Origin of the sequence: Streptomyces daqingensis, from assembly GCF_014645895.1 — a bacterium.
Taxonomy (GTDB): domain Bacteria; phylum Actinomycetota; class Actinomycetes; order Streptomycetales; family Streptomycetaceae; genus Streptomyces; species Streptomyces daqingensis.
Window position 1 is genome coordinate 181494 of the sequence record NZ_BMMP01000010.1, and the last position, 26953, is coordinate 208446.

Sequence of the window (26953 nt, forward strand, 5' to 3'; positions counted from 1 at the left end):
ATGCACTCCCCGTGTACGGGGTTGACGATTCGGTGACACCCTGCCGCGGCCCCGTGAACCGCGTGTACACGGCGCTCCGCAGGTCCCGCGTCGGCCGCAGGTAAGGCTCGCCTTACGTGACGCAGTCCATTCCGGCAGGTCAGAACCTCGGTTGCTGCGGCGCGGAGAATTACGCAACAATGGCGTTGTGAAAAAGACGGCTGAGGGACATCAGACGCGATCGGCGGCCGCAGCGGCCGCCGGCGGTTCTGCTGCGCCCGGAAACGCAGCCGCGGAACCGTCCGGAAGCCAGCCCGGCGCGGGCGGGCACGAGGAGCAGCGCGGGACGCGCAACAAGGTGGCCCGCTCGATCCTCGACCACGGCCCTTCCACCGCAGCGGAGCTGGCCAGGCGCCTGGAGCTGACTCCCGCCGCCGTCCGGCGGCACCTCGACGCGCTCGTCGGCGAGGGAGTCGTCGAGCCGCGCGAGAAGCGGGTCTACGGCTCGCGGGGCAGGGGACGGCCCGCCAAGGTCTTCGCACTCACGGACGGCGGCCGGGACGCCTTCGATCAGGATTACGACAGGCTCGCCGCGGACGCCCTCCGCTGGATCGCGCGGACTGCCGGAGGCGGCGAGCGCGGTGAGGCCGCGGTCGCGGACTTCGCCAGGGCCCGCGTGGCCGAACAGGCCGAGCAGTACCGCCGCGCACTCGAGCGGGTACCGCCCGAGGAGCGCACCAGGGCTCTGGCAGAGGCGCTCTCCAAGGACGGGTACGCTGCCACTGCGCGCAGCGCGCCCGCTTCCGCCGGGGGTAGCTCCTGGGGAGAGCAGCTCTGCCAGCACCACTGCCCGGTGGCTCACACCGCTGAGCAGTTCCCGCAGCTGTGCGAGGCGGAGACGGAGGTCTTCTCCCGCCTGCTCGGAACCCACGTCCAGAGGCTGGCGACCATCGCCCACGGCGACGGGGTGTGCACGACCTTCGTCCCGTCCGCCCATCCCCTGCCTCCGCCGGGGAGACCCCGCGGCGGGTCCGGGCCGCCGGACCGCGCCGCCGACGAGACCACCAGCACCACCAGCAGAACCAGCAAGGCCACCACAGCACCTGCGAACCACACCGCCGGGAGGAACCCCGCATGACCTCTCCTACGGAGACTGCTCACCCGGAACTCGAGGGACTGGGCAAGTACGAATACGGCTGGGCCGACTCCGACACGGCCGGTGCCACCGCGAAGCGTGGCCTCTCCGAGGAGGTCGTCCGCGACATCTCGGGGAAGAAGAACGAGCCCGACTGGATGCTGAAGCTGCGTCTCAAGGGGCACCGGCTCTTCGAGAAGAAGCCCATGCCCAACTGGGGCTCGGACCTCTCGGGCATCGACTTCGACAACATCAAGTACTTCGTGCGGTCCACGGAGAAGCAGGCCCAGACATGGGAGGACCTGCCCGAGGACATCAAGAACACCTACGACAAGCTCGGCATCCCGGAGGCGGAGAAGCAGCGCCTCGTCGCGGGCGTGGCCGCGCAGTACGAGTCGGAGGTCGTCTACCACCAGATCCGCGAGGACCTGGAGCAGCAGGGCGTGCTGTTCCTGGACACCGACACGGCGCTGCGCGAGCACCCGGAGATCTTCCAGGAGCACTTCGGCACGGTCATCCCGCCCGGTGACAACAAGTTCGCCGCGCTCAACACCGCGGTGTGGTCCGGCGGTTCCTTCATCTACGTCCCGCCGGGCGTGCACGTCGACATCCCGCTGCAGGCCTACTTCCGCATCAACACGGAGAATATGGGCCAGTTCGAGCGGACGCTGATCATCGTCGACGAGAACGCCTACGTGCACTACGTCGAGGGCTGCACGGCTCCGATCTACGACTCGGACTCGCTGCACTCCGCCGTCGTCGAGATCATCGTCAAGAAGGGCGGCCGCTGCCGCTACACGACGATCCAGAACTGGTCGAACAACGTCTACAACCTGGTCACCAAGCGCGCCGTGGCCTACGAGGGCGCGACCATGGAGTGGGTCGACGGCAACCTCGGCTCCAAGGTCACCATGAAGTACCCGGCCGTCTACCTCATGGGCGAGCACGCCAAGGGCGAGACGCTCTCGGTCGCCTTCGCCGGCGAGGGCCAGCACCAGGACGCCGGCGCGAAGATGGTGCACATGGCGCCGCGCACGTCCTCGAACATCGTCTCCAAGTCGGTGGCCCGCAGCGGCGGCCGCACGTCCTACCGCGGCCTCATCGAGATCGCCGAGGGCGCGGAGGGGTCGAAGTCCAACGTGCTGTGCGACGCGCTGCTGGTGGACACCGTCTCCCGTTCGGACACCTATCCGTACGTCGACGTCCGCGAGGACGACGTGACGATGGGCCACGAGGCCACCGTCTCCAAGGTCAGCGACGACCAGCTCTTCTACCTGATGAGCCGGGGCCTGTCCGAGGACGAGGCGATGGCGATGATCGTCCGAGGCTTCGTCGAGCCCATCGCGAAGGAACTCCCGATGGAGTACGCGCTGGAACTCAACAGGCTGATCGAGCTGCAGATGGAGGGCGCGGTCGGCTGACGGCCGTACCGTGCGGGGGGCGGCCGCGGTGCCGCCGCGGCCGCCCCTCCTCCAGCACCTTCCAGCAGCTTTTCGTCCGAGGTTCCCAAGCAGGTTCCGTTTTCAGAGAGTGAGCAGTACGAGCGCCATGGCTGAGGCTCAGAACTCCCCCAAGGACGTCGTCCAGGGAGGACCCCCACCGGTTGGTTCGAACACCACCGGCTCGATCGCGGTGGCAGCTGAGTCCACCGTCGCCACCCGGATGAGTGCACCGCCCTCCTTCGACGTGGCGGACTTCCCCGTGCCGCACGGCCGGGAAGAGGAATGGCGCTTCACGCCGCTGGAGCGGCTCAAGGGACTGCACGACGGTTCGGCCCAGGCCTCCGGTGGCCTCAAGGTCCAGGTCGACGCGCCCGAGGGCGTGACGGTGGAGACGGTCGCCCGTGACGACGCGCGCGTCGGCCGTGCCGGCAAGCCGGTCGACCGGGTCGCCGCGCAGGCGTTCTCCTCGTTCGAGAAGGCCTCGGTCGTCACCGTGCCCAAGGAGGCCGTGCTGAAGGAGCCGGTGCGGGTCTCGCTGCACGGCGAGGGCGGCGTCAGCTACGGGCACACCGTCTTCGAGGTGCAGGACTTCGCGGAAGCCGTCATCGTCATCGACCACACCGGCGACGCCGTGCGGGCCGCGAACGTGGAGTTCGTCGTCGGCGACGGCGCCAAGCTGACCGTGGTCTCCGTGCAGGACTGGGACGACACCGCGGTCCACTGCTCGCAGCACAACGCGCTCGTGGGCCGCGACGCGACGTACAAGTCGATCGTCGTCACCTTCGGCGGTGACGTGGTCCGGCTGCATCCGCGTGTGAACTACGCGGGCCCCGGCGGCGAGGCCGAGTTCTACGGCCTGTTCTTCACCGACGACGGCCAGCACCACGAGCACCGGCTGTTCGTCGACCACGACACGCCCAACTGCCGGAGCAACGTGGTCTACAAGGGCGCCCTGCAGGGTGAGCAGGCGCACGCGGTCTGGATCGGCGACGTGCTGATCCGCGCCGCGGCCACCGGCACCGACACCTACGAGCTGAACCGCAACCTCGTCCTCACCGACGGCGCGCGGGTCGACTCGGTGCCGAACCTCGAGATCGAGACCGGTGAGATCGTCGGGGCGGGGCACGCCTCGGCGACCGGCCGGTTCGACGACGAGCAGCTGTTCTACCTCCAGGCCCGGGGCATCCCCGAGCAGGAGGCCCGCCGGCTGGTCGTCCGGGGCTTCTTCGCCGAACTCGTCCAGCAGATCGGGCTGCCGGACGTGGAGGAGCGCCTCATCGAGAAGATCGAGACCGAGCTGGAGACGTCCGTATGAGCAGCGGCGAAGGCTTCGTCCGCGTGGCGGCACTCGGCGAGCTGGAGGAGGACACCCCGAAGAGGGTGGAGCTCGAAGGCGTGCCGATCGCTCTCGTTCGTACGGAGGGCGAGGTGTTCGCGGTCAACGACATCTGCTCGCACGCGAACGTCTCGCTGTCCGAAGGGGAGGTCGAAGACTGCCAGATCGAGTGCTGGCTGCACGGCTCAAGCTTCGACCTGCGCACCGGCAAGCCCTCCGGGCTTCCGGCGACCCGACCCGTACCCGTGTACCCCGTAAAAATCGAAGGCGAGGGCCCTGAAGCGGCTGTTCTCGTCTCCGTGACCCAGGAGTCCTGAAGTCCCCATGGCAACGCTTGAGATCAACGACCTGCACGTCTCCGTCAACGCCGAGAACGGCCCGAACGAGATCCTGCGCGGCGTCGACCTGACCGTGAAGCAGGGCGAGACGCACGCGATCATGGGGCCGAACGGCTCCGGCAAGTCCACCCTCGCGTACTCCCTCGCGGGCCACCCCAAGTACACGATCACGGGCGGGTCCGTGCGCCTCGACGGCGAGGACGTACTGGAGATGTCCCCGGACGAGCGCGCCCGCGCGGGCGTCTTCCTGGCCATGCAGTACCCGGTCGAGGTGCCCGGCGTCTCCGTCTCCAACTTCCTGCGCACCGCCGCGACGGCGCTGCGCGGCGAGGCCCCCAAGCTGCGGCTGTGGGTGAAGGAGGTCAAGGAGGCCATGGAGCGCCTGCAGATCGACCCGTCCTTCGCCGAGCGGAACGTCAACGAGGGCTTCTCCGGCGGTGAGAAGAAGCGGCACGAGATCCTCCAGCTGGAGCTCCTCAAGCCGAAGGTCGCCATCCTCGACGAGACCGACTCCGGCCTCGACGTGGACGCGCTGCGGGTGGTCTCCGAGGGTGTCAACCGCGTCCGCGAGGGCGGCGAGGTCGGCACCATGCTGATCACCCACTACACGCGCATCCTGCGCTACATCAAGCCCGACCACGTGCACGTCTTCGCCAAGGGCCGGATCGCCGAGTCCGGCGGCCCGGAGCTGGCCGACAAGCTCGAGGAAGAGGGCTACGAGGCATACGTGAAGGGAGGCGCCGCTTCGTGAGTGACGTGACGCTTCCGGGTCTGCTCGACACCGAGGCGATCCGCAAGGACTTCCCGATCCTGGACCGCGTGGTCCATGACGGCAAGAAGGTCGTGTACCTGGACAACGCGGCGACCTCGCAGAAGCCGCGCCAGGTGCTCGACGCGATGAGCGACTACAACGAGCGGCACAACGCCAACGTCCACCGCGGTGTGCACGTCCTCGCGGAGGAGGCCACGGCGCTGTACGAGGGGGCGCGCGACAAGGTCGCGGGCTTCATCAACGCGCCGAGCCGTGACGAGGTCGTCTTCACGAAGAACGCCTCGGAGTCGCTCAACCTCGTGGCGAACATGCTGGGCTGGGCGGACGAGCCCTACCGCGTCGAGCACGACACCGAGATCGTCATCACGGAGATGGAGCACCACTCCAACATCGTCCCGTGGCAGCTGCTCTCGCAGCGCACGGGCGCGAAGCTGAAGTGGTTCGGGCTGACCGACGAGGGCCGGCTGGACCTGTCGTCGATCGAGCAGGTCATCACGGAGAAGACCAAGGTCGTCTCCTTCACGCTGGTCTCCAACATCATGGGCACGATCAACCCGGTCGAAGCGATCGTCCGGCGTGCCCAGGAGGTCGGTGCGCTCGTCGTCGTCGACGCCTCGCAGGCGGCGCCGCACATGGTGCTGGACGTGCAGGCGCTGCAGGCGGACTTCGTGGCCTTCACGGGGCACAAGATGTGCGGTCCGACGGGCATCGGCGTGCTGTGGGGGCGGCAGGAGCTGCTGGACGACCTGCCGCCGTTCCTCGGCGGCGGCGAGATGATCGAGACCGTGACGATGCACGCGTCCACGTACGCGCCCGCGCCGCACAAGTTCGAGGCGGGCACGCCGCCGATCGCTCAGGCGGTCGGTCTCGGCGCGGCCGTCGACTACCTGTCGTCGATCGGCATGGACAAGATCGAGGCACATGAGCACGCGCTGACCGAGTACGCGGTCAGCAAGCTCAAGGAGATCCCCGACCTGCGCTTCATCGGCCCCACCACGGCCGAGGACCGGGGCGCGGCGATCTCCTTCACGCTCGGGGACATCCACCCTCACGACGTGGGGCAGGTGCTCGACGAGCAGGGCATCGCGGTCCGTGTCGGCCACCACTGCGCGCGGCCCGTCTGCCTCCGGTACGGAATTCCTGCGACCACGCGGGCGTCGTTCTATCTGTACTCCACGCCGGCAGAGGTGGACGCCCTGGCCGAGGGTGTGGAACACGTACGGAACTTCTTCGCCTAGGCGGAGACGAAGCCGCAGCTGAGGACTGGACGGACGGACGACTCGTGAAGCTGGACTCCATGTACCAGGAAGTGATCCTGGACCACTACAAGAATCCGCACGGCAAGGGCCTGCGAGAGGGCGACGCCGAGGTGCACCACGTCAACCCGACGTGCGGCGACGAGATCACCCTGCGCGTGCGGTACGACGGCGAGACGGTTCGCGACGTCAGCTACGAGGGCCAGGGCTGCTCCATCAGCCAGGCCAGCGCCTCGGTGCTGAACGAGCTGCTGGTCGGCAAGGAGCTGGACCGGGCACGCACCATCCAGCAGACCTTCCTGGAGCTGATGCAGTCCCGCGGGAAGATCGAGCCGGACGAGGCCATGGAGGACGTGCTGGAGGACGCCGTCGCGTTCGCCGGGGTCTCGAAGTACCCGGCACGTGTGAAGTGTGCTCTGCTGAGCTGGATGGCATGGAAGGACGCCACCGCCCAGGCGCTGGGCGAGGACTCGGTAAAGGAGAAGACCGCATGACCGAGACCACAACGAAGCCCGCGGGCGAGGACGAGGTCCGCGAGGCGCTTCTGGACGTCGTGGACCCGGAGCTGGGCATCGACGTCGTCAACCTGGGCCTGATCTACGGGGTCCACGTCGACGAGTCGAACGTCGCGACGATCGACATGACGCTCACCTCGGCGGCGTGCCCGCTGACCGACGTCATCGAGGACCAGGCCAAGTCCGCGACCGAGGGCATCGTCAAGGAACTGAAGATCAACTGGGTCTGGATGCCCCCGTGGGGCCCGGACAAGATCACGGACGACGGCCGCGAGCAGCTGCGGGCGCTGGGCTTCAACGTCTGAGCCGTCCGCTCTCGCGCGGGCACGTCGACCCGCCAGCCTCACCTCGGGCGTGCCCCGGCATTCATGCCGGGGCACGCCTTTCTGTGCCTTCCTTGTCTGAGTTCTCCGGAATCGACACGATCGGAGCGGCGCAGTTGTGTACGGCCGTACGCATCGCTCTGTAGGCTCGTGGCCATGGTCTACGTGACGCTCATAGGGGCGATCCTGGCGGAGGTCCTGGGCACCACCGCGATGAAGTACAGCTACGGGTTCAGCAGGCTCTGGCCGACGCTCGCCACCGCCGCCGGCTACACGGTCGCCTTCGTGCTGCTCGCCCAGACGCTCAAGACGATGGCCGTGGGCACGACCTACGCGATCTGGTCAGGCGTCGGCACGGCCGCGATCGCCGTGATCGGGATCGTCTTCATCGGGGAATCGGTCAGTGTCGCGAAGATCGCGGGCATCGTGCTCGTCATCGCCGGGGTCATGCTGCTCAACCTGGGGAGCGCGCACTGATGGCCGTCCGCCGCTTCGACCCCGGGCGGCGGCAGCGAATCATCGACGCCGCCATCCGCATCGCCGAGTTCAAGGGCATCGCCGGACTGTCGCACCGGACCGTCGCCGCGGAGGCGGACGTCCCGCTCGGCTCGACGACCTACCACTTCGCCAGCCTCGACGATCTGCTCGTCGCGGCGCTCGAACAGGTCACCAGAGAGCCGAGCAGCGCGATGACGGACTGGGAGGACGTGCTGGCGGAGGTGGGACGGCCCGCACCGGCGCACGGCGCCGGGCCGCAGGCGACGGAAGGACGGGGGCTCACCCTCGCCGACGCCCTCACCCGTCTCCTCGACGAGTACGCGCACGGCGGCCGGGGCCGCATCCGCCTGGAGTACGAGCTCTACCTGGCCGCGCTGCGCCGCCCGGCCCTGCAGCCCGTCGCCGCCGCCTGGTGCGACGAGATGGCGCGGATACTCGCCCGCCATACCGCCGACGAGGCCACGGCACGTGTCCTCGTCGCGCTCATCGACGGCCTGCTTCTCCAGCTCCTGCTCACCGACCGGCCCTTCGACCGGCAGGCCGTGCGGTCGGCGCTCGCCCGCGTCACTGGCGAACCCTGAGACTCCGGGGCCGGTGAGGGGACCGCTCGCCCCGGACGGGAGGGCACGTCCGCCGGGCGCTCCGCCTGCTGAGACCGGTTGGCATCGGCCACGCGCGGGCCGATAGCGTTCGATACATGACCCAAGCTGCCACCACCACCCGTACGACCGGCGCCGTCGCCGTCGGGCTCGCCACGATCGCCGGGGACAAGGTCCTGGACACCTGGTTCCCCGCCCCCGAACTCGTCGCGGAGCCCGGTGTGCCCGCCGGAAGCGACCGGCTGAGCCCCGAGAGCGCCGCCGAGGCGATGGGGGAGGCCGCACCGAAGGCGCTCGGCACCGATCCTGTGCGCGGTGTCGAGATCGTGGCCGTACGCACGGTCATCACCTCGCTGGAGGACAAGCCGCTCGACGCCCACGACGCGTACCTGCGACTTCACCTGCTCAGCCACCGCCTGGTGCGGCCGCACGGGCAGAGCCTCGAAGGTCTCTTCGGTCTGCTCACGAACGTCGCCTGGACGAACCTCGGCCCCGTCGCCGTCGACCGCCTGGAGCAGGTGCGGCTCGCGGCCCGTGCGGCGGGCAAGCACCTGAGCGTCACCAGCGTCGACAAGTTCCCGCGCATGACGGACTACGTCGCGCCGGCTGGTGTGCGCATCGCCGACGCCGACCGCGCGCGTCTCGGCGCGCACCTCGCCGAGGGCACGACGGTGATGCACGAGGGCTTCGTCAACTTCAACGCGGGCACGCTGGGCAAGTCCATGGTGGAGGGCCGGATCAGCGCGGGCGTCGTCGTGGGCGACGGCTCCGACATCGGCGGCGGCGCTTCGATCATGGGCACCCTCTCCGGCGGCGGTCAGCAGACGATCTCCATCGGCGAGCGCTGCCTGCTCGGTGCCGAGGCGGGCATCGGCATCTCGCTCGGCGACGACTGCATCGTCGAGGCCGGCCTCTACGTGACGGCCGGTACGCGCGTCTCGCTGCCGGACGGGAAGATCGTCAAGGCCCTGGAGCTCTCCGGCGCCAACAACCTTCTCTTCCGCCGCAATTCGACGACCGGCACGGTCGAGGTCCTGCAGCGCACCGGCTCGTGGGGCGGGCTGAACGAGGCCCTGCACAGCAACTGAACCCGCGGCGCAGACAGGGGAGTTCGGCCCTCGGCGGCCGCCGCGTGAGGAGCCTCCGCGACTCCCGGGGCGGGTGCCGGCCCGAAGTTCACCGCGCATGCCCGTAGGCCATAGGCTTACGGGCATGCGCGATCTTGCGGCAGGAGTACGGTATTTGGGGCGCGGCCAGCGCTGGGTCCTCGGGCACGGACGGTGGTTCGGCTTCGGCCTGCTGCCCGCGCTCGTCACGTTCGTGCTGTACGCGGCGGCTCTCGCGGCGCTCGCCTTCTGGGCGGACGACGTCGCGGCGTGGGCCACCCCGTTCGCAGACGGCTGGGACGAGACCTGGCGTTCGATCCTGCGCGGCCTCTTCGCGGTGCTGCTCTGGCTGGGCGCGCTGCTGCTGTCCGTGCTCACCTTCACGGCGGTGACGCTCCTCGTCGGCGATCCCTTCTACGAGAAGCTCTCCGAACAGGTCGAGGAGTCCGAGGGCGACTGCCCCGAGGGCCTCGACCGCCCGCTCTGGCTCGAACTGTGGGCGTCGCTGTGCGACAGCCTCTACGTACTGTGGAGGGCCCTGCTCTTCGCCGTGCCGCTCTTCTTCCTCGGCTTCGTGCCGGTGATCGGCCAGACGGTCGTCCCGGCGCTGGGCTTCTGCGTGTCCGGCTTCTTCCTCACGCTCGAACTCGTCTCGGTCGCCATGCAGCGCCGCGGCATCCCCGTACGGGAGCGGCTGGCGATCCTGCGTACGCGCAGGGCGCTCGCCCTCGGCTTCGGCGTCCCGCTGGTGCTGGCGTTCCTGGTGCCGCTGGTGGCGGTGGTGCTGATGCCGGGTGCGGTGGCCGGGGCGGCGCTGCTCGTACGGGACCTGATGGACGCCGGAACGGGCGGGGACGGTGACGTGGCGGCCGGGGAGGTCCAGGGCGGCGCGGCGGCCGACCCCCGGGTCAACCCGGCTGCCGGGACTCGGCCTCCCGGGGGAAGCTCGCAGTAGGCAGCGTCATCCCCAGGAGCGTCGTGGTCAGGTCGACGGGGGTGCCGAAGTCGACGGTCAACTCGCTCCGGTAGCCGGCCGGGTCCTTGGGCCGGGTGTAGAGGTGGCACCGCCCGAGATAGGGATCGGCGATCAGATAGACGGGCACCCCTGCCGTCGAGTACGCCCGCAGCTTGGGGCCGTAGTCGTCGGCTCCCGTTCCCTTGGAGACGACCTCGGCGATGAACTCGACGTCCTGGTAACGCCAGCGGCCCCGCGCGTCCCGCACCGCGCCTTCCTTGAGCTTCGCCACGTCCGGTGCGAAACCGTTCTTGTGGCCGGGGAAGTCGATCCGCACGTCCGACTTCACTTGGACGTCCACGCCGAATCTGTCCTCAAGGGATCGGACGATTCTGCGGATGATCTCCCAATGGGTGTCCCGCTGCGGCGCCATGTGGACCGTACCCTCCACGATCTCGGCCTTGTAGCCTTCGGGGACGGGCATCCGCTCCAACAGCTCGAACAAGTCGTCCAGGCTAGGTTCGCTGCTGTCGGCCATCTCGATCCTGTCGGTGAGCTCGACTTGTCATCGTGCCGCTCCCTCCCCTATCACGCCGTGCGGCGTAGCCGCAGGTTCAACGATACGACTGCGAAAAGGTCACGGTAAGCGAGCCGGCGGGCGCCTCCGGTGAGAGGCGCCCGCCGGGCAGGTCGGGGTGGGCTGGGAGCCCGGGGGCCCGTCAGGGACGGAACCGGATCACCGAGGGGTCGTGGTCGCTGGTCTGGTCGTGGAACTCCGAGTTGATGTGCACGATGTCGTAGTCCACCCAGCCGACGCCCGGACTGGTCAGGGCGTGGTCCAGGGCCTGGGAGTTGCCGTTGAAGACGTAGCCGTAGCGCTCGTTCGCGGGCAGCCGGTCCATCGGGCTGGTGAGGGCTTCGTCGGCCCGCAGGGCGTCGAGGCTGGGGGAGAAGGGGAAGTCGTTGAGGTCGCCGGCGGCGATCACAGCGGCGTCGGGGTCGACGGACTGGACCTGCTTCGCGAAGGAGTTGACCAGCTTCGCCTGCTCGATGCGCTGCGGTTCGGAGTGGCGCGCCGGGGGCTGGATGCGGCCGTCCAGGGGCTGGTCGCCCTCGAGGTCGCCGCCGCCCTTGGAGCTGAAGTGGTTCGCCACGACGAAGACCTGCCGCCCGCGGAAGGTGAACTCACCGGCGAGCGACTTGCGGCTCGCCTTCCACGCCTCGTTCTGCGGCTCGATGCGGCCCGGGTTCGCCGAGAGCTGAGGGGTGCCGTCCTCGTCCGTCACCTCCACCGCGGTGTCGGCGTCGCCGCCCTTGCGGTCGGTGAAGGAGACGCGCTCCGGGTTGAAGAGGAACGCGACACGTATGTTGCCGCCGGGCTGCCCGCCGTCCGCCTTGTCGGCGGGGTCGATCTGGCGCCAGTCGTACGAGGGCCCGCCGGCCGCCTCGACGGCCTCGGTCAGCTTCTTCAGCGTCTCGTCGGCGGCGACCGTCCCGTCGTCGTCGGGACCGGAGTTGTCCTGCACCTCCTCCACCGCGACGATGTCCGGCGAGGCGAGGTTCTGCACGAGGGCCTCGGCGAGGCGGGTGAACTTCTCCGGCTCGCTCTTCGGGGAGAGGTTCTCCACGTTGTAGGTGGCGACGGAGAGTTCGCCCTTGTGCTGCTTGCGCGTCTTCTCCCGGGCGAGGCCGTTGTCCTCCAGCTCGCCCAGATCCGTGGCGCGGATCGAGTAGCCGCCGAAGCTGTCGAAGTCCAGCGGGCCGGCGGTCCTGCCGCTCAGCTTGTCGCCGACGTCGGCCTTCGGGAACGGCTGTATCTCGGCGGGAAGGAGCGAACTGACCTTCACGCGGGCGCCGTTCTGCTGGTCGTAGCCGCCGTAGAGCGTGCCGCCGCGAGGTGTCGGGTTCTCGAAGCGGTCCGCGGTGACCCACACCTCGTCGTACTTCGTGGTGGGCCCGGTGACCGCGGCGTCCTCGACCTGCGTCCGCATGCCCTCCAGGGACTCGTAGAGGTCGAGGGCGAAGTCGCCGGGGCGCAGCGCGAGCGGCTCGATGTCGCCGCCGTCCTCGGCGGGGGGCGCGTACTCGTCGGGGATCCTGCCGCCGTCCAGGGTGACCGCGCGGGGCAGCTTCCGCTTCTTGTCCGTCTTGGTCCACTCCGCCTTCGTCAGCTGCGTGACGGACTGGCCGCCCGACTCCCTGCCGCCCGGGTAGAACTCGCTCACCTCGCCGGAGACCCGTACCTGGTCCCCGGCCATCACGTCGGGAGTCTCCTCGCCGGTGAAGACGAAGATGCCCTCGCTCGTCGCGGGGTCGTTGTCGGGCTTGGGGTCCTGCATCCAGAAGCCGCGGGCCTTGCCGAACACGCGTACCGCTGTGACGACTCCGGGTACGCCGGTGACGCGCTCGCCCGCGTAGGGGGATATCCGCGTGCTGCCCTGGATCTCGTGCACGCGCGGCGACTTGGCGGTGGCACCGGCCGCGGAGGGGGCGGGCAGGACGATGAGTGTGGAACACAGCGCCACGACGGTGAGAGCCGAGGAGCGGGCCAGACGTGACGACAACGGTGCCTCCGGAGGGGGGTTTACGGACGGTGGTCCGGGCGTTCGTGAGGATCCGTGATTCTCTACGCGCGTAAAGTCTGGCGCCGAAACCCGAGTTGTCAAGAAGAAGACCAGCCGGTTGTCACGACTGCGACGCAACTCTCGCCCGGTGCCCGCCTGGTGACACTCACCGCGATCGTAGTGTCACTCTCGGATGCCGGGGTGGCGAGCCGTGCGATTCGGGCAGCACGGGACACATCCCGTCTACGCTGGGGCCGCACCATTCCGGCAGTGAGTAGCACCCCGTAGGAGATGAACGCGCTGATGTCCGGTGAGATGACCGGTGGCGAACGCCCCGCCATGCCGCCCGTACGGCTGCCGTCCGAAGCCGAGCTGGCCCGGGACGCGCTGGCCGCCCCGCTCTTCGCGCGGGCCGCCAGGCTGGCGAGCTGGGCGGGGGACGGAGGCGCCGACGCCACGGGAGGGTCCGGCGGCAAGGGCGTCCCGGTCGGGGCGGGCGGGGAACTCCTCGCCCCGCAGATGAAGGAGGCCGTGGCGCACCTGGGGCTCTCCGAGGACGAGGACGGGGCCGCGCACACGGACCAGGCGTGGCATCTGGCCGTCGACACAGGGCTGTTGGAGGTCGAGGAGGACGGCGACGAGGACGAGGGCGGCACGGCTGGCTCCGCGGAGAGCGGGGCCGCGCGGACGCTGACCGAGGAACCCGTGGGGTTCGCCCGACCCGGCGAGGAACTGGCCCAGCTCAGGGGCGGCGGCAGCCCGCTGGACGTGCTGGAGATCTGGCAGGGCGGTCTGGAGAGCGTCCTCGCCGACGCCGCCGCCCCCAGCTTCGAGGACCTGGTGGGCGATCTCGACGCTGTCACGGACGAGGACGGGAAGATCGACCCGGACGCCATCGACCTCGACGACCTCGACTGGAACCCGGAGGAGGAGGCCGACTTCCTCGACGGAGCGCTCGCCAACCTCTACCTCCTCACGGCGACGGACCAGGCCGTCTCCGCCGGTGCGATGGTGCCGCTCCCCGTGCTCGCCGCCTCCATGATCGTCCCCGACGACATGGAGGAACCCACGGACGAGGTCCTCGAAGCCGTATCCGCGGCCATGATGAGGCTCGACGAGCAGTTCCGGATGCTCGCGCCCACCGGGCTCGTCGAATACCGGCCCGTGGACGAGGCGTTGACGGAGGAGTCCGACGAGGACACGGAGCTGCCGGAGCAGCTCGACGACGAGGACGTCTCCCGCTACGGCATGGTGAAGCTGACCCCCCTCGGCGTCCACGGCGTCCGTACCCGCATCAAGGAGGCCGGTATCGAGGCGCCCGCGGTCGGGGACCTGGCCGGAGCGGGAGGCGCCGAACTGCTCGGCGCGCTCTCGGAGTACACGGAGGAGAACGCCCGGGCCGAGATCGAGTCCTGGCTCGCCGCCCGTACGCCCCTCGAAGCCGCCCGCGAACTCCTCGGCGCGGCACACGGCATGGACGAGCACGCGCCCTCGCGCCGGCTCGCCTGTCAGCAGGCCCTCTCGCTGCTGGGCAGGGAGGCCGAACCGGCCCTCCGGGACGTGCTGGAGGACAGGGAGCTGGGCGGTCTGGCCCGGGTGTGGCTCGTCGAGCACGGAGCGGACGACGTGCCGCAGCCGGACCAGGAGATGGTCTTCTGGCTCACGGTCGACACGATCGCGGCCCAGCTGGCGACAGCCGGGGAGGCGGCCGAACTTCGGGGACTGGTCCAGGGGTTGGTGGACCAGCACACCGGATTCTTCGACAAGGCATGGCGGGTCGACCACCCGGCGACCGCCGAGGTGCTGGAGGCGATGGGCCGGGTGCACCCCGACAGGCAGACGGCCAAGGAGGCCCGTAAGGCGGCCTTCAAGGCGCGCAGCCGGCTGGAGGCCTGAGCCCCGGCGGCGACGGACGCGGCCTGCGGGACGGGACTTCGCGGGCCGCGGTCCTCCTGCCGGCGGGCGGCGAGGTTCAGATGGCGTCGAAGTCGCCGTGCCGGCCGGCCCCGGCGGCGAAGCGCGCCGCACCCTCGCCGGCTTCGCGCAGCGCCTCCTGGCCGTGACGCAGTTCGCGGGCCATCGCCTCCTCCTCGGTCAGGCCGTGCTGCTCGTGTACCGAGGCGAGGTCGCCGCGCAGGCAGGTCTGCGGGAACCGGGCGATCCCGGCCGCCAGTTCCTCGGCGGCGGAGCGTGAAGTGCCGGGCGGGACGAGGCGGTTGACGAGCCCCATCCCGTACGCCTCGGACGCGGGGACCGGCCGGCCGGTGAGGATGAGGTCCAGGGCGCGGCTCGTGCCGATCAGGCGCGGCAGGCGCACCGTACCGCCGTCGATGAGAGGGACGCCCCATCGGCGGCAGAAGACGCCGAAGACGGCGTCCTCCTCGGCGACCCGCAGATCGCACCACAGGGCGAGTTCGAGCCCTCCGGCGACTGCGTGGCCGGCGACCGCCGCGATCACGGGCTTCGAGAGGCGGAGCCTCGTGGGGCCCATCGGGCCGTCCCCGCCGGGGGCGACGCGGTTGGCCCGGTCCGTCCCGATGGCCTTGAGGTCCGCGCCGGCGCAGAAGCTGCCGCCCTCACCCCACAGGACCGCGACCAGCGCCTCGGTGTCCGCCTCGAATGCCTTGAAGGCGTCCGCGAGCGCCTGCGCCGTCTCGCCGTCCACGGCGTTGCGCGCGGTGGGGCGGGAGAGGATCACCGTCGTGACCGGCCCCTGCTTCTCGGTGCGTACGGCCATGGACGCGACCTCCGTGTGTGTCAGGACGGTTGAGTGCGCCCGGCCCCGGGCGGCGGGGGCGCGCGGCGGCGCCAGAGGACCCTATCGGTGGGCGCCGGGACAGGCCCCACGCGGCCCCCGCCGCCCCGCGGACGGTGGTGTCTCGCTGAGCGAGACGCGATTCCGTCATATGGATGGCTTGAAGTAGCCTGCTGCGCATGTTCGGTACCACGCGCCATCTGGCACTCGCGCTCTTCGCGGCCACGGCGTGGAGCGTCGACGACGCACTCTGTCGACGCTGAACGCCGCGCCCCGCGCCCCCGCCGGCCCCTCTCCGGTCCGCTGAACCCGCGGACCGCTCCCGTGCCGGCCGTCGGCCCGTGGCGCTCCCGATCCGGCACTCGCCGGGCGGCCCGCGACGCCTCCAGCGCCCGCCCACGGCGCGACCGAACCGGGCGGCCCCGCCCCTCGGACTGCCTCCCGGGCCTGCCCTGCCTGGTCCCCTCTTCACCGCCCCTCCCGCACCGACCGGAGTTACCTCGTGACCACCGCACCACCCTCCGGAGCGACGCCCGCCGGCACGGACAGTCCGGACCGGACGGAACGCCCCCTCCGCAAGCTCGCCTGGTTCGAGCCCGCGCCGACGCGCGTACCCGCGCCCGACGCCGACCCCGTACCGCCCGTGCGGCGCCTGCCCCTCCTCGTCGCCGGCGTGCTCGGTGCCGTCCTCACCGCGTATGTGTGGGCGGTCCACGGGGCGAAGCCGGGCATCCTGCTCCTCCTCGGAGTGGGCCTCGGCGTCGGGCTCTTCCACTCGCGCTTCGGCTTCACCTCGGCCTGGCGCCAGCTTGTCGCCGTGGGGAACGGCGCGGGAATGCGGGCGCACGCCCTGCTGCTCGGGACGACGGCCACGCTCTTCGCGCTCGTGATCGGCTCGGGGACGGGGCTGTTCGGTACCGCGCCGGCCCCCAGCACCGGTCCGCTCGGCGTCGGGCTGCTCGCCGGAGCCTTCCTCTTCGCCGTCGGCATGCAGATCGGCGGGGCCTGCGCCTCCGGTACGCTCTTCGCCGTCGGCTCCGGGCAGAGCACGATCGTGCTCACGCTGGGCGGCTTCATCGCCGGATCGACGCTCGCGGCCTGGCAGTACGGCCTCTGGCGTGACCTGCCGGCCTTCGAGCCGGTCCTCTTCTCCGACGGGCTGGGCTGGCCGGGCTCCCTGGCGCTGACCCTGGCGCTGCTCGCCCTCGTCGTGGTCGTCTCCCGGAAGATCCAGGCGCGGCGCAACCCGCCGCCCCTGGGCGCCCCGCCCTCGGCCCGCGGCGCCCTCGCCCGTACGGTGCGGGGTTCGTGGCCGTTGGCCGCCGGTGCCGTCGTGCTCGCAGTACTGGGTGCGGGCGTGCTGCTGGTCTCGGGCGGCGCATGGGGCGTGACCAGCGCGTTCGCCCTGTGGGGTTCGAAGCTGGCGGGCGCGCTGGGCGCCTCGCCGGAGACGTGGGCGTACTGGCAGGAGCCGAAGAACGCCGTTCAGCTCTCCGGGCCGGTCCTGGCGGACAAGACCAGCCTCACCGACTTCGGCATCATGATCGGCGCCGCCCTGGCCGCTGCGGCGGGCGGCGTGTGGACGCTGCACCGAGGGATCGCCCTGCGCCGCGGCGTGGGCGCCGTCCTCGGGGGCGTGCTGATGGGGATCGGCGCCAGGATCGCGGGCGGCTGCAACATCGGCGCCTACCTGGCGGGAATCGCCTCCGGCAGCCTGCACGGGTGGATCTGGGCGGCCGCCGCGATCGCCGGGACGTACGCGGGCCTGAAACTCCGGCCGCTGTTCCGGCTGGGCAACCCCGCTCCGCGCGACGGAGTCTGCTGACGGCTCTCAGGAGGCGCACAGCGCAGAGGCGAGGCGCTCCGACGGCGCCTACAGGCTGAGGGGTTCATCGGGCTGAGGGTGCCGGAGCGCCCTTGTTCCCGCGCTCCGTCACCCGCGGCCCGGCAAAGGCCAGGCGGGCGGACCCTCTCCCCGGATGTCCGCCCGCCCGGTCCCCACCGGCCCCCACCGGTCCGGAGAGCACCGTCGCCCGCCCGGCTGTCCGGCGCGCGCGGCCCGTCCCCACGGGGACGTGGCCGCGCGGCTCCGGCTCCCGGGCCGGTTTCCGGCTTCCGCGCCGGCTCCGGCCTCCTCGGCCGTACGGGTCACCCCTCGGGCCCGAACCACACCGTCGTCGCGTTGCAGAATTCGCGGATGCCGTGCCCGGCCAGCTCGCGCCCGTACCCGGAACGCTTGGTGCCGCCGAAGGGCAGTCCGGGATGCGAGGCCGTCATGCCGTTGAAGTAGACGGCTCCGGCCGCCAGGTCGCGGGTGAGCCGTTCCTGTTCGGCGGGGTCGCGGGTCCAGGCGTTGGAGCTGAGCCCGAAGGGCGTGTCGTTGGCCAGGTCGATCGCCTCGTCGAGGTCGGCCACGCGGTAGAGCGACGCGACGGGGCCGAAGGCCTCCTCGCGGTGCACCCGCATCGCCTCCGTGATGCCGGTGAGCACCGTGGGCTCGTAGAAGTAGCCGTTCGTGAGGTGCTGCGGGCGCCCGCCTCCGCACAGGGCGGTGGCTCCGCGACGGGTCGCGTCGTCGACGAGCTCCTCCAGGTCGGAGCGGCCGTTCGCGCTGGAGAGCGGACCGACGTCGGTCTCCTCGTCCATCGGGTCGCCGACCTTGAGCGACGCCATGCGCTCCACGAATCCCGAGGAGAACTGCTCGAAGACGTCGGTGTGGACGATGAAGCGCTTCGCGGCGATGCACGACTGCCCGGCGTTCTGCACGCGGGCGGTGACGGCGGTCCGCACGGCCTTGTCCAGGTCGGCGGAGGGCATCACGAGGTACGGGTCGCTTCCGCCCAGTTCGAGCACCGTCTTCTTGATCTCGTCGCCCGCGATCGAGGCGACGGAGCGGCCCGCGGGTTCGCTGCCGGTCAGCGTCGCCGCGGCGACGCGCTCGTCGCGCAGGAGGTCCGCGATGGCGCCGGAGCCGATCAGCAGGGTCTGGAAGACGCCTTCGGGGAACCCCGCCCTGCGGAAGAGCTCTTCCATGTAGAGGGCGGTCTGCGGGACGTTCGACGCGTGCTTCAGCAGGCCCGTGTTGCCCGCCATGAGGGCCGGAGCGGCGAAGCGGACCACCTGCCACAGGGGGAAGTTCCACGGCATGACCGCCAGTACCGTGCCGAGGGGGCGGTAGCGCACGAAGGCCCGCACCGCGCCCGAGTCCTCGACGTCGGCCTGCTCGGGCCGCTCGTCGGCGAGCAGCTTCTCGGCGTGCTCGGCGTACCAGCGCATCGCCTTGACGCACTTGGCCACCTCGGCCCGCGCGGAGGCGAGCGTCTTGCCCATCTCCGTGGTGATGGTGCGGGCGACGCTCTCCTGGTCCTCCTCGAGCAGGTCTGCGGCGCGGTGCATGAGCCCGGCGCGGTGGGCGAAATCGGTCAGGCGGTACTCGCCGAACGCCCTGTCCGCCCGGACGAGCCGCTCTTCGATCTCGCCGGCGTTCAGCGCGTCGAACGTCTTGAGGGTCTCGCCCGTGGCCGGATTCACGGTGGCGATGGCCATGTGAAGCGCCTCCTTCTGCCTGCTTCGGGAGCCTGTCTGCGCGTCCGCGCAGTACGGACGCCGGCTGTCCGCACGGGCGCCGGCGCTCCGCGCCCTTCGCGGTACCCCGGATCGGGCGCCCTATGGCTCGTCGCGGGCGCCGGAAGCGGCAGCGGACGGAGAGAAGCGAGGTGGGGGAAGGGGCGACGGGAGAGACGGGGAGAGCGGCGGAGGTGCGGGCCGCCGGGCCCGCCCCTCCGCCGGCACCGTCACAGCGCGGCGCCTCCCGGCTTGACCATTCCGCGGACGGTGCGCGAGTCGACGTACTCGCCCAGTGCCGTCATGTCCCACTCGCCGGAGAACTGGCGGACCAGCTTGCACATCAGGACGCCGGTGCGCGGCTCCGCGTTGCTGAGGTCGAACCTCACCAGCTCCTGGTCGCTGCCCGCGTCGATGAGGCGGCAGTACGCCTTGGCCACCTCGGTGAACTTCTGCCCGGAGAAGGAGTTCACGGTGAAGACCAGCCCCGAGACCTGCGGCGGGAGGTCGCCGAGATGGACGGTGATCACCTCGTCGTCGCCGCCGCCCTCACCGGTGAGGTTGTCGCCGGAGTGCTGCACGACGCCGTTGAGGATGACGAGCTTGCCGAAGTAGCAGGCGTCGACCTTCTTGCGGTTGGCGTCGTAGGCGATGACGGAGGCGTCCAGGTCGATGTCCTGGGCCCTCCCGCGCCCCTTGTACGCGGGCTCCCAGCCGAGGCCCATCTTCACCGTGGTGAGCACGGGGCGCCCGCCCTTGGTGAGCGAGACCGTCTGGTTCTTCTGCAGGCTGACCCTGCCCTTGTCCAGGTTGATCTTTACGTTGGCGGGCGGGGCGGACGGCGCGGGCTGAGCGGCGGGCGTGGGCGGGGGAGCGGGCGCCGCCTGCGGTGCGGGCTGCGGCGGAGGCGCGTGCGGGGTGGGCGGGGGAGCGGGCGCCGCCTGCGGCGCCGCGGGCTCCTCGACGTTGACGCCGAAGTCGGTGGCGATACCGCCGAGTCCGTTGGCGTAGCCCTGGCCGACAGCGCGCACCTTCCACGCGTTTCCGCGGCGGTAGACCTCGATCACGACGAGGGCCGTCTCCGCGCCGAGCTGGGGCGGGGTGAACGTGGCGACGACCGCCTGCGTATCGGCGTCCCGTACGGTCGCCGTCGGTTCCGTGCCGGCGAAGGCGGCACCGGGGGCGTCGAGGCTGGCCGTGACGACGACCTTGTGCACGTCGGCGGGCACCGCGGCGGTGTCGACGGTGATGGTGTCGGCGGCGCCGCTGCTGTGCGTCACGCCCGGGGCGGTGGGCTGGTTGTAGAAGACGAAGTCGTCGTCCGATCGAACCTTTCCCTGCTCGCCGAGCAGCAGCCCCGACACGTCGAGCCGGGTCGGTGCGGTCACTTCCACGGCGACCCGCGGTGTGGTCAGCGGAAGGTTCGAGCCAGGAGTCATTGCGGTCATGCCGGTCGTAACGAGCGGCCTGGCTTTGCGGTTCCTTTGCCGAGAGCGCAGGTGAGCCGGGGGTGAGCGCAGGTGAGGGTCAGCGGCGCCGTTCCCGCGAGTGGCCGAAGAAGATGCGGTAGGCGATCAGCAGCACCAGCGATCCCGCGATGGCCGCGACCCACAGCGCCGGATCGAAGAAGTCGTGGTCCACCGACCGGTCGAGGAACGTCGAGGAGAGCCAGCCGCCGAGGAAGGCGCCGACGATACCGATGAGGATCGTGCCGAGCAGCCCGCCCGGATCGCGGCCCGGGAGGAGGACCTTGGCGACGGTGCCGGCGACGAGCCCCAGGATCAGCCAGCTGACGACCCCGGACTCCATGAGGCCGGACAGGGCCGACTCCGGATCGGTGTCTGCGATGAAGAACATGGTGAAGCGCCTCCCCGTGGCGACCGTGCTGATCGGTTCGGTGACCATCATGCCCGCTGACTTGCGCTTCAGTGCAGCGGGTTGGCATCCGCCTCCCTGCAACTGGCCCGCGTGGCGGCGGTGATGGGGACCGGCGGGCCCGACTCGCCTCGTCCGGAGGGGAGTCGGGGCGGCGCGGCGCGGCGCGGGTGCGGCGATCGCAGCGGCCGGCCGGCCGCTCGTTGCCGTCTGCGGCTGTGCAGGTGGAGCTGTCGTCCTCCTTCTCGTTCTTGACCGGTGGATCGCGGCTGGCCTACGGTGATTTCACGTTCAGAAATGTAGACGTCGATCAGAAACGTGTACACAATCGGAGCCGGGTGCCACGGGTGTGGCACCTCCGGTCAACGACGCGCCGGGACGGCCCAGTTGCGTGCCGTCCCTTCCCGGGAGTTCCGCATGACCTCACCCTCCTCCCCCCCGCCCGCCTCGCAGGCATCCGGCCGCGGCACGCTCGCCGGACGCCTCGACGGACTGCTGTTCTTCCCGGTCACCGCCTTCGCGCCGGACGGGTCCGTCGACGTCGCGGTCTTCCGCGAGCATGTGCGCCAGGGGATCGAGGCGGGCGCGGGCGCGGTGTTCGCCTGCTGCGGCACCGGCGAGTTCCACGCGCTGACCCCCGAGGAGTTCCGCGCGTGCGTGGGCGCCGCGGTCGAGGAGGCGCGGGGGCGGGTCCCCGTCGTCGCGGGTGCCGGGTACGGCACGGCCCTCGCCTGCCACTACGCGGCTCTCGCCGAGGACGCGGGAGCCGACGGGCTGCTGGCGATGCCGCCGTACCTCGTCAAGCCCTCGCAGGAGGGCCTGCTCCGGCACTACACGGCGCTGGCGGCCTCCACCTCCCTCGACGTCGTCGTCTACCAGCGCGACAACGCGGTCTTCACCCCGGCTACCGTCGCCGAACTCGCCCGCACCCCCGGTATCTGCGGGCTCAAGGACGGGTACGGGGACCTCGATCTGATGCAGCGCATCATCAGCGCCGTCCGCACCGAGGTGCCGGAGCAACAGGCCGCCGCTTTCCGCTACTTCAACGGGCTGCCCACCGCCGAGCAGACGGGGCTCGCCTACCGTTCCATCGGTGTGACCCTCTACTCCTCGGCGGTCTTCTGCTTCGCCCCCGAGATCGCGCTCGCCTTCCACGAGGCGCTGAGGACCGGCGACGACGCCGCGGCCGCCCGCCTCCTCGACGGCTTCTTCCGCCCGCTGGTCGAACTCCGCGACAGGGGCCGCGGGTACGCGGTCTCGCTGGTGAAGGCCGGGGTCCGGCAGCGTGGCCTGGACGTCGGGGAGGTACGTCCGCCGCTGTCGGAGCCCTCGCCCGCGCATCTGGAGGAGCTGGCCGAACTCACGGAGCGCGGGTTGCGGCTGGTCCGCGACTCGGGCGCCTGACAAAGCGAGGGCCGCACACGCGGGGCGCCGGCTCCGCCCGCCGCCCCCGGTCCGCTCCCCGACGTCCCGTCCGGCGTCCCGCTGCCCCGACGCGGACGCGGGGCTCCCCTGGACGGCGGCCCGGACGGCGGTGCCTCGCGGGCGGCGGCGCTGTCACCCGGCCGTACCGGTGGGGTCCGGCCGGGCGACCCCGGCGGCGCGTGTCACATCCACGAGCTTGCTCCCGTCGTAGAGGTGTCAGCCGGAAAGGCCCGGACCCGGGCAGGCGTCAGGAACGAAGGAGCAGCTCATGGCCCGCATCTCGCTGGATCCCCCGCGCACGGTCTTCCTGCGGTTCGCCGAGTGGTACTCCCGGCGCAAGTACGGGAAGGTCCTCGACCCGCTGCTGGCCATGGGGCACAACCCCAGAGTGCTGCGGGCGGGAACCTTCTACGAGCAGGGCGTCGGCAAGTGGCGGGACCTGGACCCGGGCCTCAAGCACCTGGCGGAGATGGTCTCCGCCGCGCGCATCGGCTGCTCGTGGTGCATGGACTTCGGTTACTGGCTCGCCGAGGGCCTCGGCATGCCGATGGAGAAGGTCCAGTACGTGCCCGCGTGGCGGGAGCACAGGGAGCGCTTCAGCGAGATCGAACTGCTCGTGATGGAGTACGCCGAGGCGATGACCGAGACGGAGCCCACGGTGACCGACGCGATGGCGGAGGAGCTGATCGGCAGGCTGGGGGAGCGCGCGTTCGTCGAACTCACCGCGATCGTCGCCGTGGAGAACCATCGCTCCCGCATCAACGCGGCGCTGGGGCTGGTGGGCCAGGGGTTCTCCGACCAGTGCGCGGTGCCGCCGCACCGGTCGGGAGCGGCACCCGCCTGAGCACCACCCGGCAGGCCGCGCAGGCGGCGACGGCCCGTGGCAGGCGGGCCGTTCACGCGGGGTGCGGCACGCCGGCCGTCAGCCCGCCTCGCCGGCCGGTCCGGGCCACGCCTCCTCCGCGACGACGGCGCTCACGGGCAGCGGCCCGTAGACGTGCGGGAACTCCTCGGTGCCCGGACCGCACACCTCGCCGGGAACAGGCGGCTCGAAACGCACGGGTGCGGAGAGGCGCTCGCTGTCGATGACGAGGACGACGAGGCGGGAGGGGGCTGTGTCGGCGTACAACATCTCGGCCACTCGCGGCAGTTGGTGCCGCAGCGAGCAGTGGATGAAGCCCTCCTCCGCCAGGGTCCGCCCCCGCGTCGACATCTCGTACCGGCCGGAGGGGCGGGCGGACTCCCACACGGCGCGCTCCGTGATGTGCAGCAACTCAGCCATGCGGTCACGTTAGTGCGTGCGGCTCCGCACCGGCAGACGCCCTCGACGGCATGCCCGGAGCGCGCGCCGCGCCTCCGCTGCTGACGTCACCGCGTTCCCGGCGTGACGAAGCCCTGCTCGTAGGCCGCGACCACTGCCTGCGTACGGTCCCGGGCGCCCAACTTCGCCAGTACAGCGGCCACATGGCTCTTCACGGTGGCCGGGCCGACCGAGAGCCGGGCGGCGATCTCGGCGTTGGTGAGGCCTTCGGCCACCAGCCGCAGGACGTCGGCCTCGCGGCCGGTGAGCCGGGCGCGCAGAGCCTCCGGCCCGCGCCGGAGGCCGGGGGCGTACCGGGCGGCCAACTGCCGTACCGCCGCCGGGTAGAGGAGCGTGTCGCTGCGGGCGACGAGCCGCACGGCCTGCACCAGGTCCTCGGCGGCCGCGCGTTTGAGCAGGAAGCCGTGCGCTCCCGCGCGGAGGGCGTCGTAGACGTAGGAGTCGTTCTCGAAGGTGGTCACGACGACGATCCGGGGCGCCTCCTCGCCCATGGAGCCCAGCAGTTGCTCCGTCGCGCGGATGCCGTCGACGTCCGGCATCCGCACGTCCATGAGCACCACGTCGGGGCGCAGCGCCCGTACGACGGAGACGGCCTCGGCCCCCGTGGCCGCTTCGCCGACGACCGCCATGTCCTCCTCGGCGCCCAGGATGGCGCGCAGCGCGCTGCGGACCATGCGTTCGTCGTCGGCGACGACCAGCCGCAGCTCCCGCGGCGCGGGTGTCTCCGCGTGACCGGTACCGCCCGGCCGGGGCGGCGACGTCACAGCGTCCCCTCCGCCTGCTCGACGTGTCCGGGCCGTCCCGGCCCTCCGCTCCGCAACGGCAGCCGTGCCGTCATCCGCCAACTCCCCTCATGCGGTGCCGACTCGACGCTGCCGCCGAGCAGGGCCGCTCGTTCCTCCATGCCGCGCAGTCCGCGTCCGCCCCGCCGCCGGCCCCTGCCGTGGGACGCGTCCGCATCGCGGGGGCCGGGCAGCGGGTTCTCCACGCGGACGACCAACTCCTCGCCCCGGCCGGTGGCGTGGACCTTTATCGACAGATCGACGGGCACCCGGCCCGCGTGCCGCAGTACGTTCGTCAGCCCTTCCTGGACGATCCGGTACGCCTCACGGGACAGCTGGTCCGGAAGAGCCGCGAGCACCGCTCCCTCCTCGTCCGGGAACGTGCCGCTCACCCGTACTCCGGCCGCCCGCATCCGCTGGAGCAGGCCCTGCAGACCCGACGCCAGGGTGGGCGGCCGGGGCTCCCGGGCACGGCCCGGCGAACCGTCCTCCGCCGCGGGTCCGTCGGGCTCGTCGACCTCGCGCAGCACGCCGAGCACTCCGTCCAGCTCGGCCACGGCGCTGCGCGCGGTCTCCTCGATCGCCGCCAGCGCCTCACGCGTGAAGTCCGGGTCCGTGCCGAGGACGCGGCGTGCCGCCCCGGCCTGCAGTGTCACGGCACTGAGCGCGTGCCCCACGGAGTCGTGCAGTTCGCGTGCCAGGCGGTTGCGTACGGCCAGGTCCGCGGCACGCCGTTCGGCCAGGGCCAGCCGGTCGGCCGGGGTGGGTCCCAGCAGCACGGGCGCGCAGCGGTCGAGGAGCGCTCCCGCGGCGTGGACGGCCGCGACCAGCGCCGCCGCCAGCGCCAGCCCGGCGGGCAGCGCCGTCCACGCGGCGGGGCCGTCCGGCCAGAGCCACTCGACCTCGCGCAGGGACTCGACGAACGGATACAGCACCAGGACGGCGGCCGCCGGCGGCAGAGCGAGGCTCGCGCCGCTGATCAGGGCGCCCACTCCGGCGTGCAGGGTGAACCAGCCCGCCGTCCGCCGTCGCGCAGCCCAGGAGCCGGCGGGTTCGCTCACCATCGAGGACTGCGGAACGGAACACAGAGCTCCGGCGGCGGCCGACTCCAGCGGGCGCACGAGCGGGAAGAGCAGCGCGGTCCCCGCGACCAGCGGCAGGCACATCGCGTACACGGCGAACTGCGGGCCGAGCCCGGTGAAGACGTCGATGCCCGGCACGGTGAGGCTCAGGACGACCGTCACCAGCAGGAAGTACGGCATCAGCAGCGCGCCGCCGAGCAGCAGGTGCACCCAGCGCCGGGCCAGCCGCCGGCCGGCCTCCCGCCACCTTCGCGGGGTCACGCCGGCAGCCGCCCCGCGTGAGGCGCGCCCGGCACGGACGCGGCGCTCGGCACCGGCGCGTCAGCCCGTACGTACGCCGCGCGCCGGGTCAGCAGGCGGCCCCCGAAAGCGGCGATCCCCAGTCCGACGAGCATCTGCCCAGCGTAGAGCGCACACATCATGGCGGTGGGCTGTTTGCCGAGCGTTCCGCCCACCCCTGCAAGGGAGTTGAGCAGCAGCCAGCCGCCCCAGCACGCCAGCGCCCCGGAACCGGTCCATACGAGCACGAGGGGCGGCAGCAGCCGTCCCCCGCCGCGTCGGCCCGCCGCCAGCAGCAGGCCCGCGGCGGCGAGGAGCGCCAGGACGGTGAAGGACGCCTCGGTGACGACGGTGTCCGCGTCGTACGCCGCTCTGCGCTCGTGGTCGAGGCCGAAGCCCAGCCCCGCGGCCCACATGGCGTGCACGGCGCCCGGCAGCAGGGCGCCGAGGGAGCCGAGCAGGGCGTGGGAGGGCCGTACGGCCGACTCAGGACGGTCCGCGGGGCGGACCGGACCGTCGATCAGGGACCGCCAGCGTGCGCGCCCGTACAGCACGAAGAGAGCGCCCAGGGCGAGCGCCTGGAGGACGAACCCCGTGTAGACGGTGGTCCACACCCAGCTGTCCAGCAGTTCGCTCTCCGCCGACGTGCCCGCGGACCCGGCGCTGGAGGCCCCACCGCCGGCCACTGCGGCGTGGAGCGACTGGACGGGAAAGGCGATGAGGATCGGGCTGAGGAACCCGGTCGCCGCCCACAGCGGCACGAGCATCAGCCACGCGGGAAGCCGCGCTCCCCAGGGACGGACGAGCGCGAGGGCCAGGACGACGACGCAGGAGTCCAGCAGCACGCCCAGCGCGTTCGCCGCGGCGAGCAGCCCGCCGCCTTCGCGCAGCGGGCTCCCCTCCGGGATCCCGATGTGGCTGCCGGACACCCAGGCGGTCTTGAGCGCGAGATAGGGCAGGCACGCGGCCCATGCGGCCAGGCACAGAACGGTGCGCGCGCTTCGCGGAGTCGGGGTCTTCATGCGGTCCACCCTCGCGGCGCGCGGGGGTGG

The 26953-nt window shown here is 71.5% G+C and carries 26 protein-coding genes; 16 read left to right on the plus strand and 10 right to left on the minus strand.

The features are described 5' to 3' along the window. The first annotated feature begins 187 nt into the window (after positions 1-187). The 12 genes from IEY56_RS16585 (at position 188) to IEY56_RS16640 (ending at position 10254) form a co-directional block, all read left to right on the plus strand. Positions 188-1117, plus strand: coding sequence for a helix-turn-helix transcriptional regulator (locus IEY56_RS16585; RefSeq protein WP_189037965.1), 930 nt, complete (start codon positions 188-190; stop codon positions 1115-1117). Next, positions 1114-2535, plus strand: a complete 1422-nt coding sequence (gene sufB / locus IEY56_RS16590) for a Fe-S cluster assembly protein SufB (RefSeq protein ID WP_189037966.1) — start codon at positions 1114-1116, stop codon at positions 2533-2535. Before IEY56_RS16585 ends, sufB begins: the two co-directional genes overlap by 4 nt. Positions 2536-2662: 127 nt before the next feature. Then, entirely contained in the window at positions 2663-3871 is a 1209-nt protein-coding gene (gene sufD / locus IEY56_RS16595) for a Fe-S cluster assembly protein SufD (RefSeq protein ID WP_189037967.1), read from the plus strand. Beyond that, positions 3868-4209, plus strand: a complete 342-nt coding sequence (locus IEY56_RS16600) for a non-heme iron oxygenase ferredoxin subunit (RefSeq protein ID WP_189037968.1) — start codon at positions 3868-3870, stop codon at positions 4207-4209. Before sufD ends, IEY56_RS16600 begins: the two co-directional genes overlap by 4 nt. A gap of 7 nt (positions 4210-4216) precedes the next feature. Further along, positions 4217-4981 (plus strand): Fe-S cluster assembly ATPase SufC, encoded by a 765-nt coding sequence (sufC, locus tag IEY56_RS16605; protein WP_189037969.1) that lies wholly within the window; start codon positions 4217-4219, stop codon positions 4979-4981. Positions 4982-4986: 5 nt separating this feature from the next. Continuing rightward, positions 4987-6240, plus strand: coding sequence for a cysteine desulfurase (locus IEY56_RS16610; protein WP_189038066.1), 1254 nt, complete (start codon positions 4987-4989; stop codon positions 6238-6240). A gap of 44 nt (positions 6241-6284) precedes the next feature. Continuing rightward, entirely contained in the window at positions 6285-6752 is a 468-nt protein-coding gene (sufU, locus tag IEY56_RS16615) for a Fe-S cluster assembly sulfur transfer protein SufU (protein WP_189037970.1), read from the plus strand. Beyond that, a complete protein-coding gene (locus IEY56_RS16620; RefSeq protein ID WP_189037971.1) occupies positions 6749-7078 on the plus strand; it encodes a metal-sulfur cluster assembly factor in 330 nt (109 codons plus the stop codon). Before sufU ends, IEY56_RS16620 begins: the two co-directional genes overlap by 4 nt. Before the next feature lie 174 nt (positions 7079-7252). Then, positions 7253-7573 (plus strand): DMT family transporter, encoded by a 321-nt coding sequence (locus tag IEY56_RS16625; RefSeq protein WP_189037972.1) that lies wholly within the window; start codon positions 7253-7255, stop codon positions 7571-7573. Further along, positions 7573-8175 (plus strand): TetR/AcrR family transcriptional regulator, encoded by a 603-nt coding sequence (locus tag IEY56_RS16630; RefSeq protein ID WP_189037973.1) that lies wholly within the window; start codon positions 7573-7575, stop codon positions 8173-8175. Before IEY56_RS16625 ends, IEY56_RS16630 begins: the two co-directional genes overlap by 1 nt. A gap of 116 nt (positions 8176-8291) precedes the next feature. Continuing rightward, positions 8292-9281, plus strand: a complete 990-nt coding sequence (dapD, locus tag IEY56_RS16635; RefSeq protein WP_189037974.1) for a 2,3,4,5-tetrahydropyridine-2,6-dicarboxylate N-succinyltransferase — start codon at positions 8292-8294, stop codon at positions 9279-9281. A 124-nt stretch (positions 9282-9405) separates the two neighbouring features. After that, a complete protein-coding gene (locus IEY56_RS16640; protein ID WP_189037975.1) occupies positions 9406-10254 on the plus strand; it encodes an EI24 domain-containing protein in 849 nt (282 codons plus the stop codon). On the opposite strand, the gene IEY56_RS16645 is transcribed toward IEY56_RS16640, so the two are convergent. Beyond that, complete coding sequence (locus IEY56_RS16645) at positions 10208-10792, minus strand: Uma2 family endonuclease (RefSeq protein ID WP_189037976.1); 585 nt, start codon at positions 10790-10792, stop codon at positions 10208-10210. The genes IEY56_RS16640 and IEY56_RS16645 overlap by 47 nt on opposite strands. Before the next feature lie 181 nt (positions 10793-10973). Next, on the minus strand, positions 10974-12818 hold the full coding sequence (locus tag IEY56_RS16650) for a DUF8508 domain-containing protein (protein ID WP_189037977.1): 1845 nt from the start codon (positions 12816-12818) through the stop codon (positions 10974-10976). Between the two features lie 315 nt (positions 12819-13133). On the opposite strand from IEY56_RS16650, the gene IEY56_RS16655 reads away from it, so the two are divergent. Then, positions 13134-14714, plus strand: a complete 1581-nt coding sequence (locus tag IEY56_RS16655; RefSeq protein ID WP_189038067.1) for a hypothetical protein — start codon at positions 13134-13136, stop codon at positions 14712-14714. Positions 14715-14790: 76 nt separating this feature from the next. On the opposite strand, the gene IEY56_RS16660 is transcribed toward IEY56_RS16655, so the two are convergent. Then, entirely contained in the window at positions 14791-15555 is a 765-nt protein-coding gene (locus IEY56_RS16660; protein WP_189037978.1) for a crotonase/enoyl-CoA hydratase family protein, read from the minus strand. A gap of 520 nt (positions 15556-16075) precedes the next feature. Here IEY56_RS16660 and IEY56_RS16665 point away from each other — a divergent pair. Continuing rightward, complete coding sequence (locus tag IEY56_RS16665; RefSeq protein ID WP_189037979.1) at positions 16076-17398, plus strand: YeeE/YedE family protein; 1323 nt, start codon at positions 16076-16078, stop codon at positions 17396-17398. Positions 17399-17721: 323 nt separating this feature from the next. Here the strand turns inward: IEY56_RS16665 and IEY56_RS16670 are convergent, their stop codons facing one another. From IEY56_RS16670 to IEY56_RS16680, 3 genes are all read right to left on the minus strand, one after another. Further along, positions 17722-19119 (minus strand): NADP-dependent succinic semialdehyde dehydrogenase, encoded by a 1398-nt coding sequence (locus IEY56_RS16670; RefSeq protein ID WP_189037980.1) that lies wholly within the window; start codon positions 19117-19119, stop codon positions 17722-17724. 248 nt (positions 19120-19367) lie between these two features. After that, entirely contained in the window at positions 19368-20576 is a 1209-nt protein-coding gene (locus IEY56_RS16675; protein ID WP_189037981.1) for a TerD family protein, read from the minus strand. An 88-nt stretch (positions 20577-20664) separates the two neighbouring features. Continuing rightward, positions 20665-20946, minus strand: coding sequence for a GlsB/YeaQ/YmgE family stress response membrane protein (locus tag IEY56_RS16680; RefSeq protein WP_189038068.1), 282 nt, complete (start codon positions 20944-20946; stop codon positions 20665-20667). A 483-nt stretch (positions 20947-21429) separates the two neighbouring features. Between IEY56_RS16680 and IEY56_RS16685 the strand changes: the two genes are divergently transcribed. Next, complete coding sequence (locus IEY56_RS16685; protein WP_189037982.1) at positions 21430-22416, plus strand: 5-dehydro-4-deoxyglucarate dehydratase; 987 nt, start codon at positions 21430-21432, stop codon at positions 22414-22416. A 289-nt stretch (positions 22417-22705) separates the two neighbouring features. Then, complete coding sequence (locus IEY56_RS16690; protein ID WP_189037983.1) at positions 22706-23281, plus strand: carboxymuconolactone decarboxylase family protein; 576 nt, start codon at positions 22706-22708, stop codon at positions 23279-23281. Positions 23282-23359: 78 nt separating this feature from the next. Here IEY56_RS16690 and IEY56_RS16695 read toward each other — a convergent pair whose 3' ends face one another. The 4 genes from IEY56_RS16695 to IEY56_RS16710 all read right to left on the minus strand — a co-directional run bounded on the left by IEY56_RS16695 (position 23360) and on the right by IEY56_RS16710 (position 26923). Next, positions 23360-23719 carry a DUF952 domain-containing protein gene (locus IEY56_RS16695; protein WP_189037984.1) on the minus strand — a complete coding sequence of 120 codons (360 nt, stop codon included), beginning with the start codon at positions 23717-23719 and terminating at the stop codon, positions 23360-23362. An 86-nt stretch (positions 23720-23805) separates the two neighbouring features. After that, positions 23806-24522: a response regulator transcription factor gene (locus tag IEY56_RS16700; RefSeq protein WP_373292099.1), complete on the minus strand. Its 717-nt coding sequence runs from the start codon at positions 24520-24522 to the stop codon at positions 23806-23808. Continuing rightward, positions 24519-25883, minus strand: a complete 1365-nt coding sequence (locus tag IEY56_RS16705; protein ID WP_373292101.1) for a sensor histidine kinase — start codon at positions 25881-25883, stop codon at positions 24519-24521. Before IEY56_RS16705 ends, IEY56_RS16700 begins: the two co-directional genes overlap by 4 nt. Then, positions 25880-26923 (minus strand): hypothetical protein, encoded by a 1044-nt coding sequence (locus IEY56_RS16710; RefSeq protein WP_189037985.1) that lies wholly within the window; start codon positions 26921-26923, stop codon positions 25880-25882. Before IEY56_RS16710 ends, IEY56_RS16705 begins: the two co-directional genes overlap by 4 nt. Positions 26924-26953 lie beyond the last annotated feature (30 nt).

Bases quoted from the DNA above. Each gene is read 5' to 3' on its own strand.
- sufB (WP_189037966.1), top strand. From the start codon at position 1,114: ATGACCTCTCCTACGGAGACTGCTCACCCGGAACTCGAGGGACTGGGC.
- sufD (WP_189037967.1), top strand. From the start codon at position 2,663: ATGGCTGAGGCTCAGAACTCCCCCAAGGACGTCGTCCAGGGAGGACCC.
- IEY56_RS16600 (WP_189037968.1), top strand. From the start codon at position 3,868: ATGAGCAGCGGCGAAGGCTTCGTCCGCGTGGCGGCACTCGGCGAGCTG.
- sufC (WP_189037969.1), top strand. From the start codon at position 4,217: ATGGCAACGCTTGAGATCAACGACCTGCACGTCTCCGTCAACGCCGAG.
- IEY56_RS16620 (WP_189037971.1), top strand. From the start codon at position 6,749: ATGACCGAGACCACAACGAAGCCCGCGGGCGAGGACGAGGTCCGCGAG.
- IEY56_RS16625 (WP_189037972.1), top strand. From the start codon at position 7,253: ATGGTCTACGTGACGCTCATAGGGGCGATCCTGGCGGAGGTCCTGGGC.
- IEY56_RS16630 (WP_189037973.1), top strand. From the start codon at position 7,573: ATGGCCGTCCGCCGCTTCGACCCCGGGCGGCGGCAGCGAATCATCGAC.
- dapD (WP_189037974.1), top strand. From the start codon at position 8,292: ATGACCCAAGCTGCCACCACCACCCGTACGACCGGCGCCGTCGCCGTC.
- IEY56_RS16640 (WP_189037975.1), top strand. From the start codon at position 9,406: ATGCGCGATCTTGCGGCAGGAGTACGGTATTTGGGGCGCGGCCAGCGC.
- IEY56_RS16645 (WP_189037976.1), bottom strand. From the start codon at position 10,792: ATGGCCGACAGCAGCGAACCTAGCCTGGACGACTTGTTCGAGCTGTTG.
- IEY56_RS16655 (WP_189038067.1), top strand. From the start codon at position 13,134: ATGACCGGTGGCGAACGCCCCGCCATGCCGCCCGTACGGCTGCCGTCC.
- IEY56_RS16660 (WP_189037978.1), bottom strand. From the start codon at position 15,555: ATGGCCGTACGCACCGAGAAGCAGGGGCCGGTCACGACGGTGATCCTC.
- IEY56_RS16670 (WP_189037980.1), bottom strand. From the start codon at position 19,119: ATGGCCATCGCCACCGTGAATCCGGCCACGGGCGAGACCCTCAAGACG.
- IEY56_RS16675 (WP_189037981.1), bottom strand. From the start codon at position 20,576: ATGACTCCTGGCTCGAACCTTCCGCTGACCACACCGCGGGTCGCCGTG.
- IEY56_RS16680 (WP_189038068.1), bottom strand. From the start codon at position 20,946: ATGGAGTCCGGGGTCGTCAGCTGGCTGATCCTGGGGCTCGTCGCCGGC.
- IEY56_RS16685 (WP_189037982.1), top strand. From the start codon at position 21,430: ATGACCTCACCCTCCTCCCCCCCGCCCGCCTCGCAGGCATCCGGCCGC.
- IEY56_RS16690 (WP_189037983.1), top strand. From the start codon at position 22,706: ATGGCCCGCATCTCGCTGGATCCCCCGCGCACGGTCTTCCTGCGGTTC.
- IEY56_RS16695 (WP_189037984.1), bottom strand. From the start codon at position 23,719: ATGGCTGAGTTGCTGCACATCACGGAGCGCGCCGTGTGGGAGTCCGCC.
- IEY56_RS16710 (WP_189037985.1), bottom strand. From the start codon at position 26,923: ATGAAGACCCCGACTCCGCGAAGCGCGCGCACCGTTCTGTGCCTGGCC.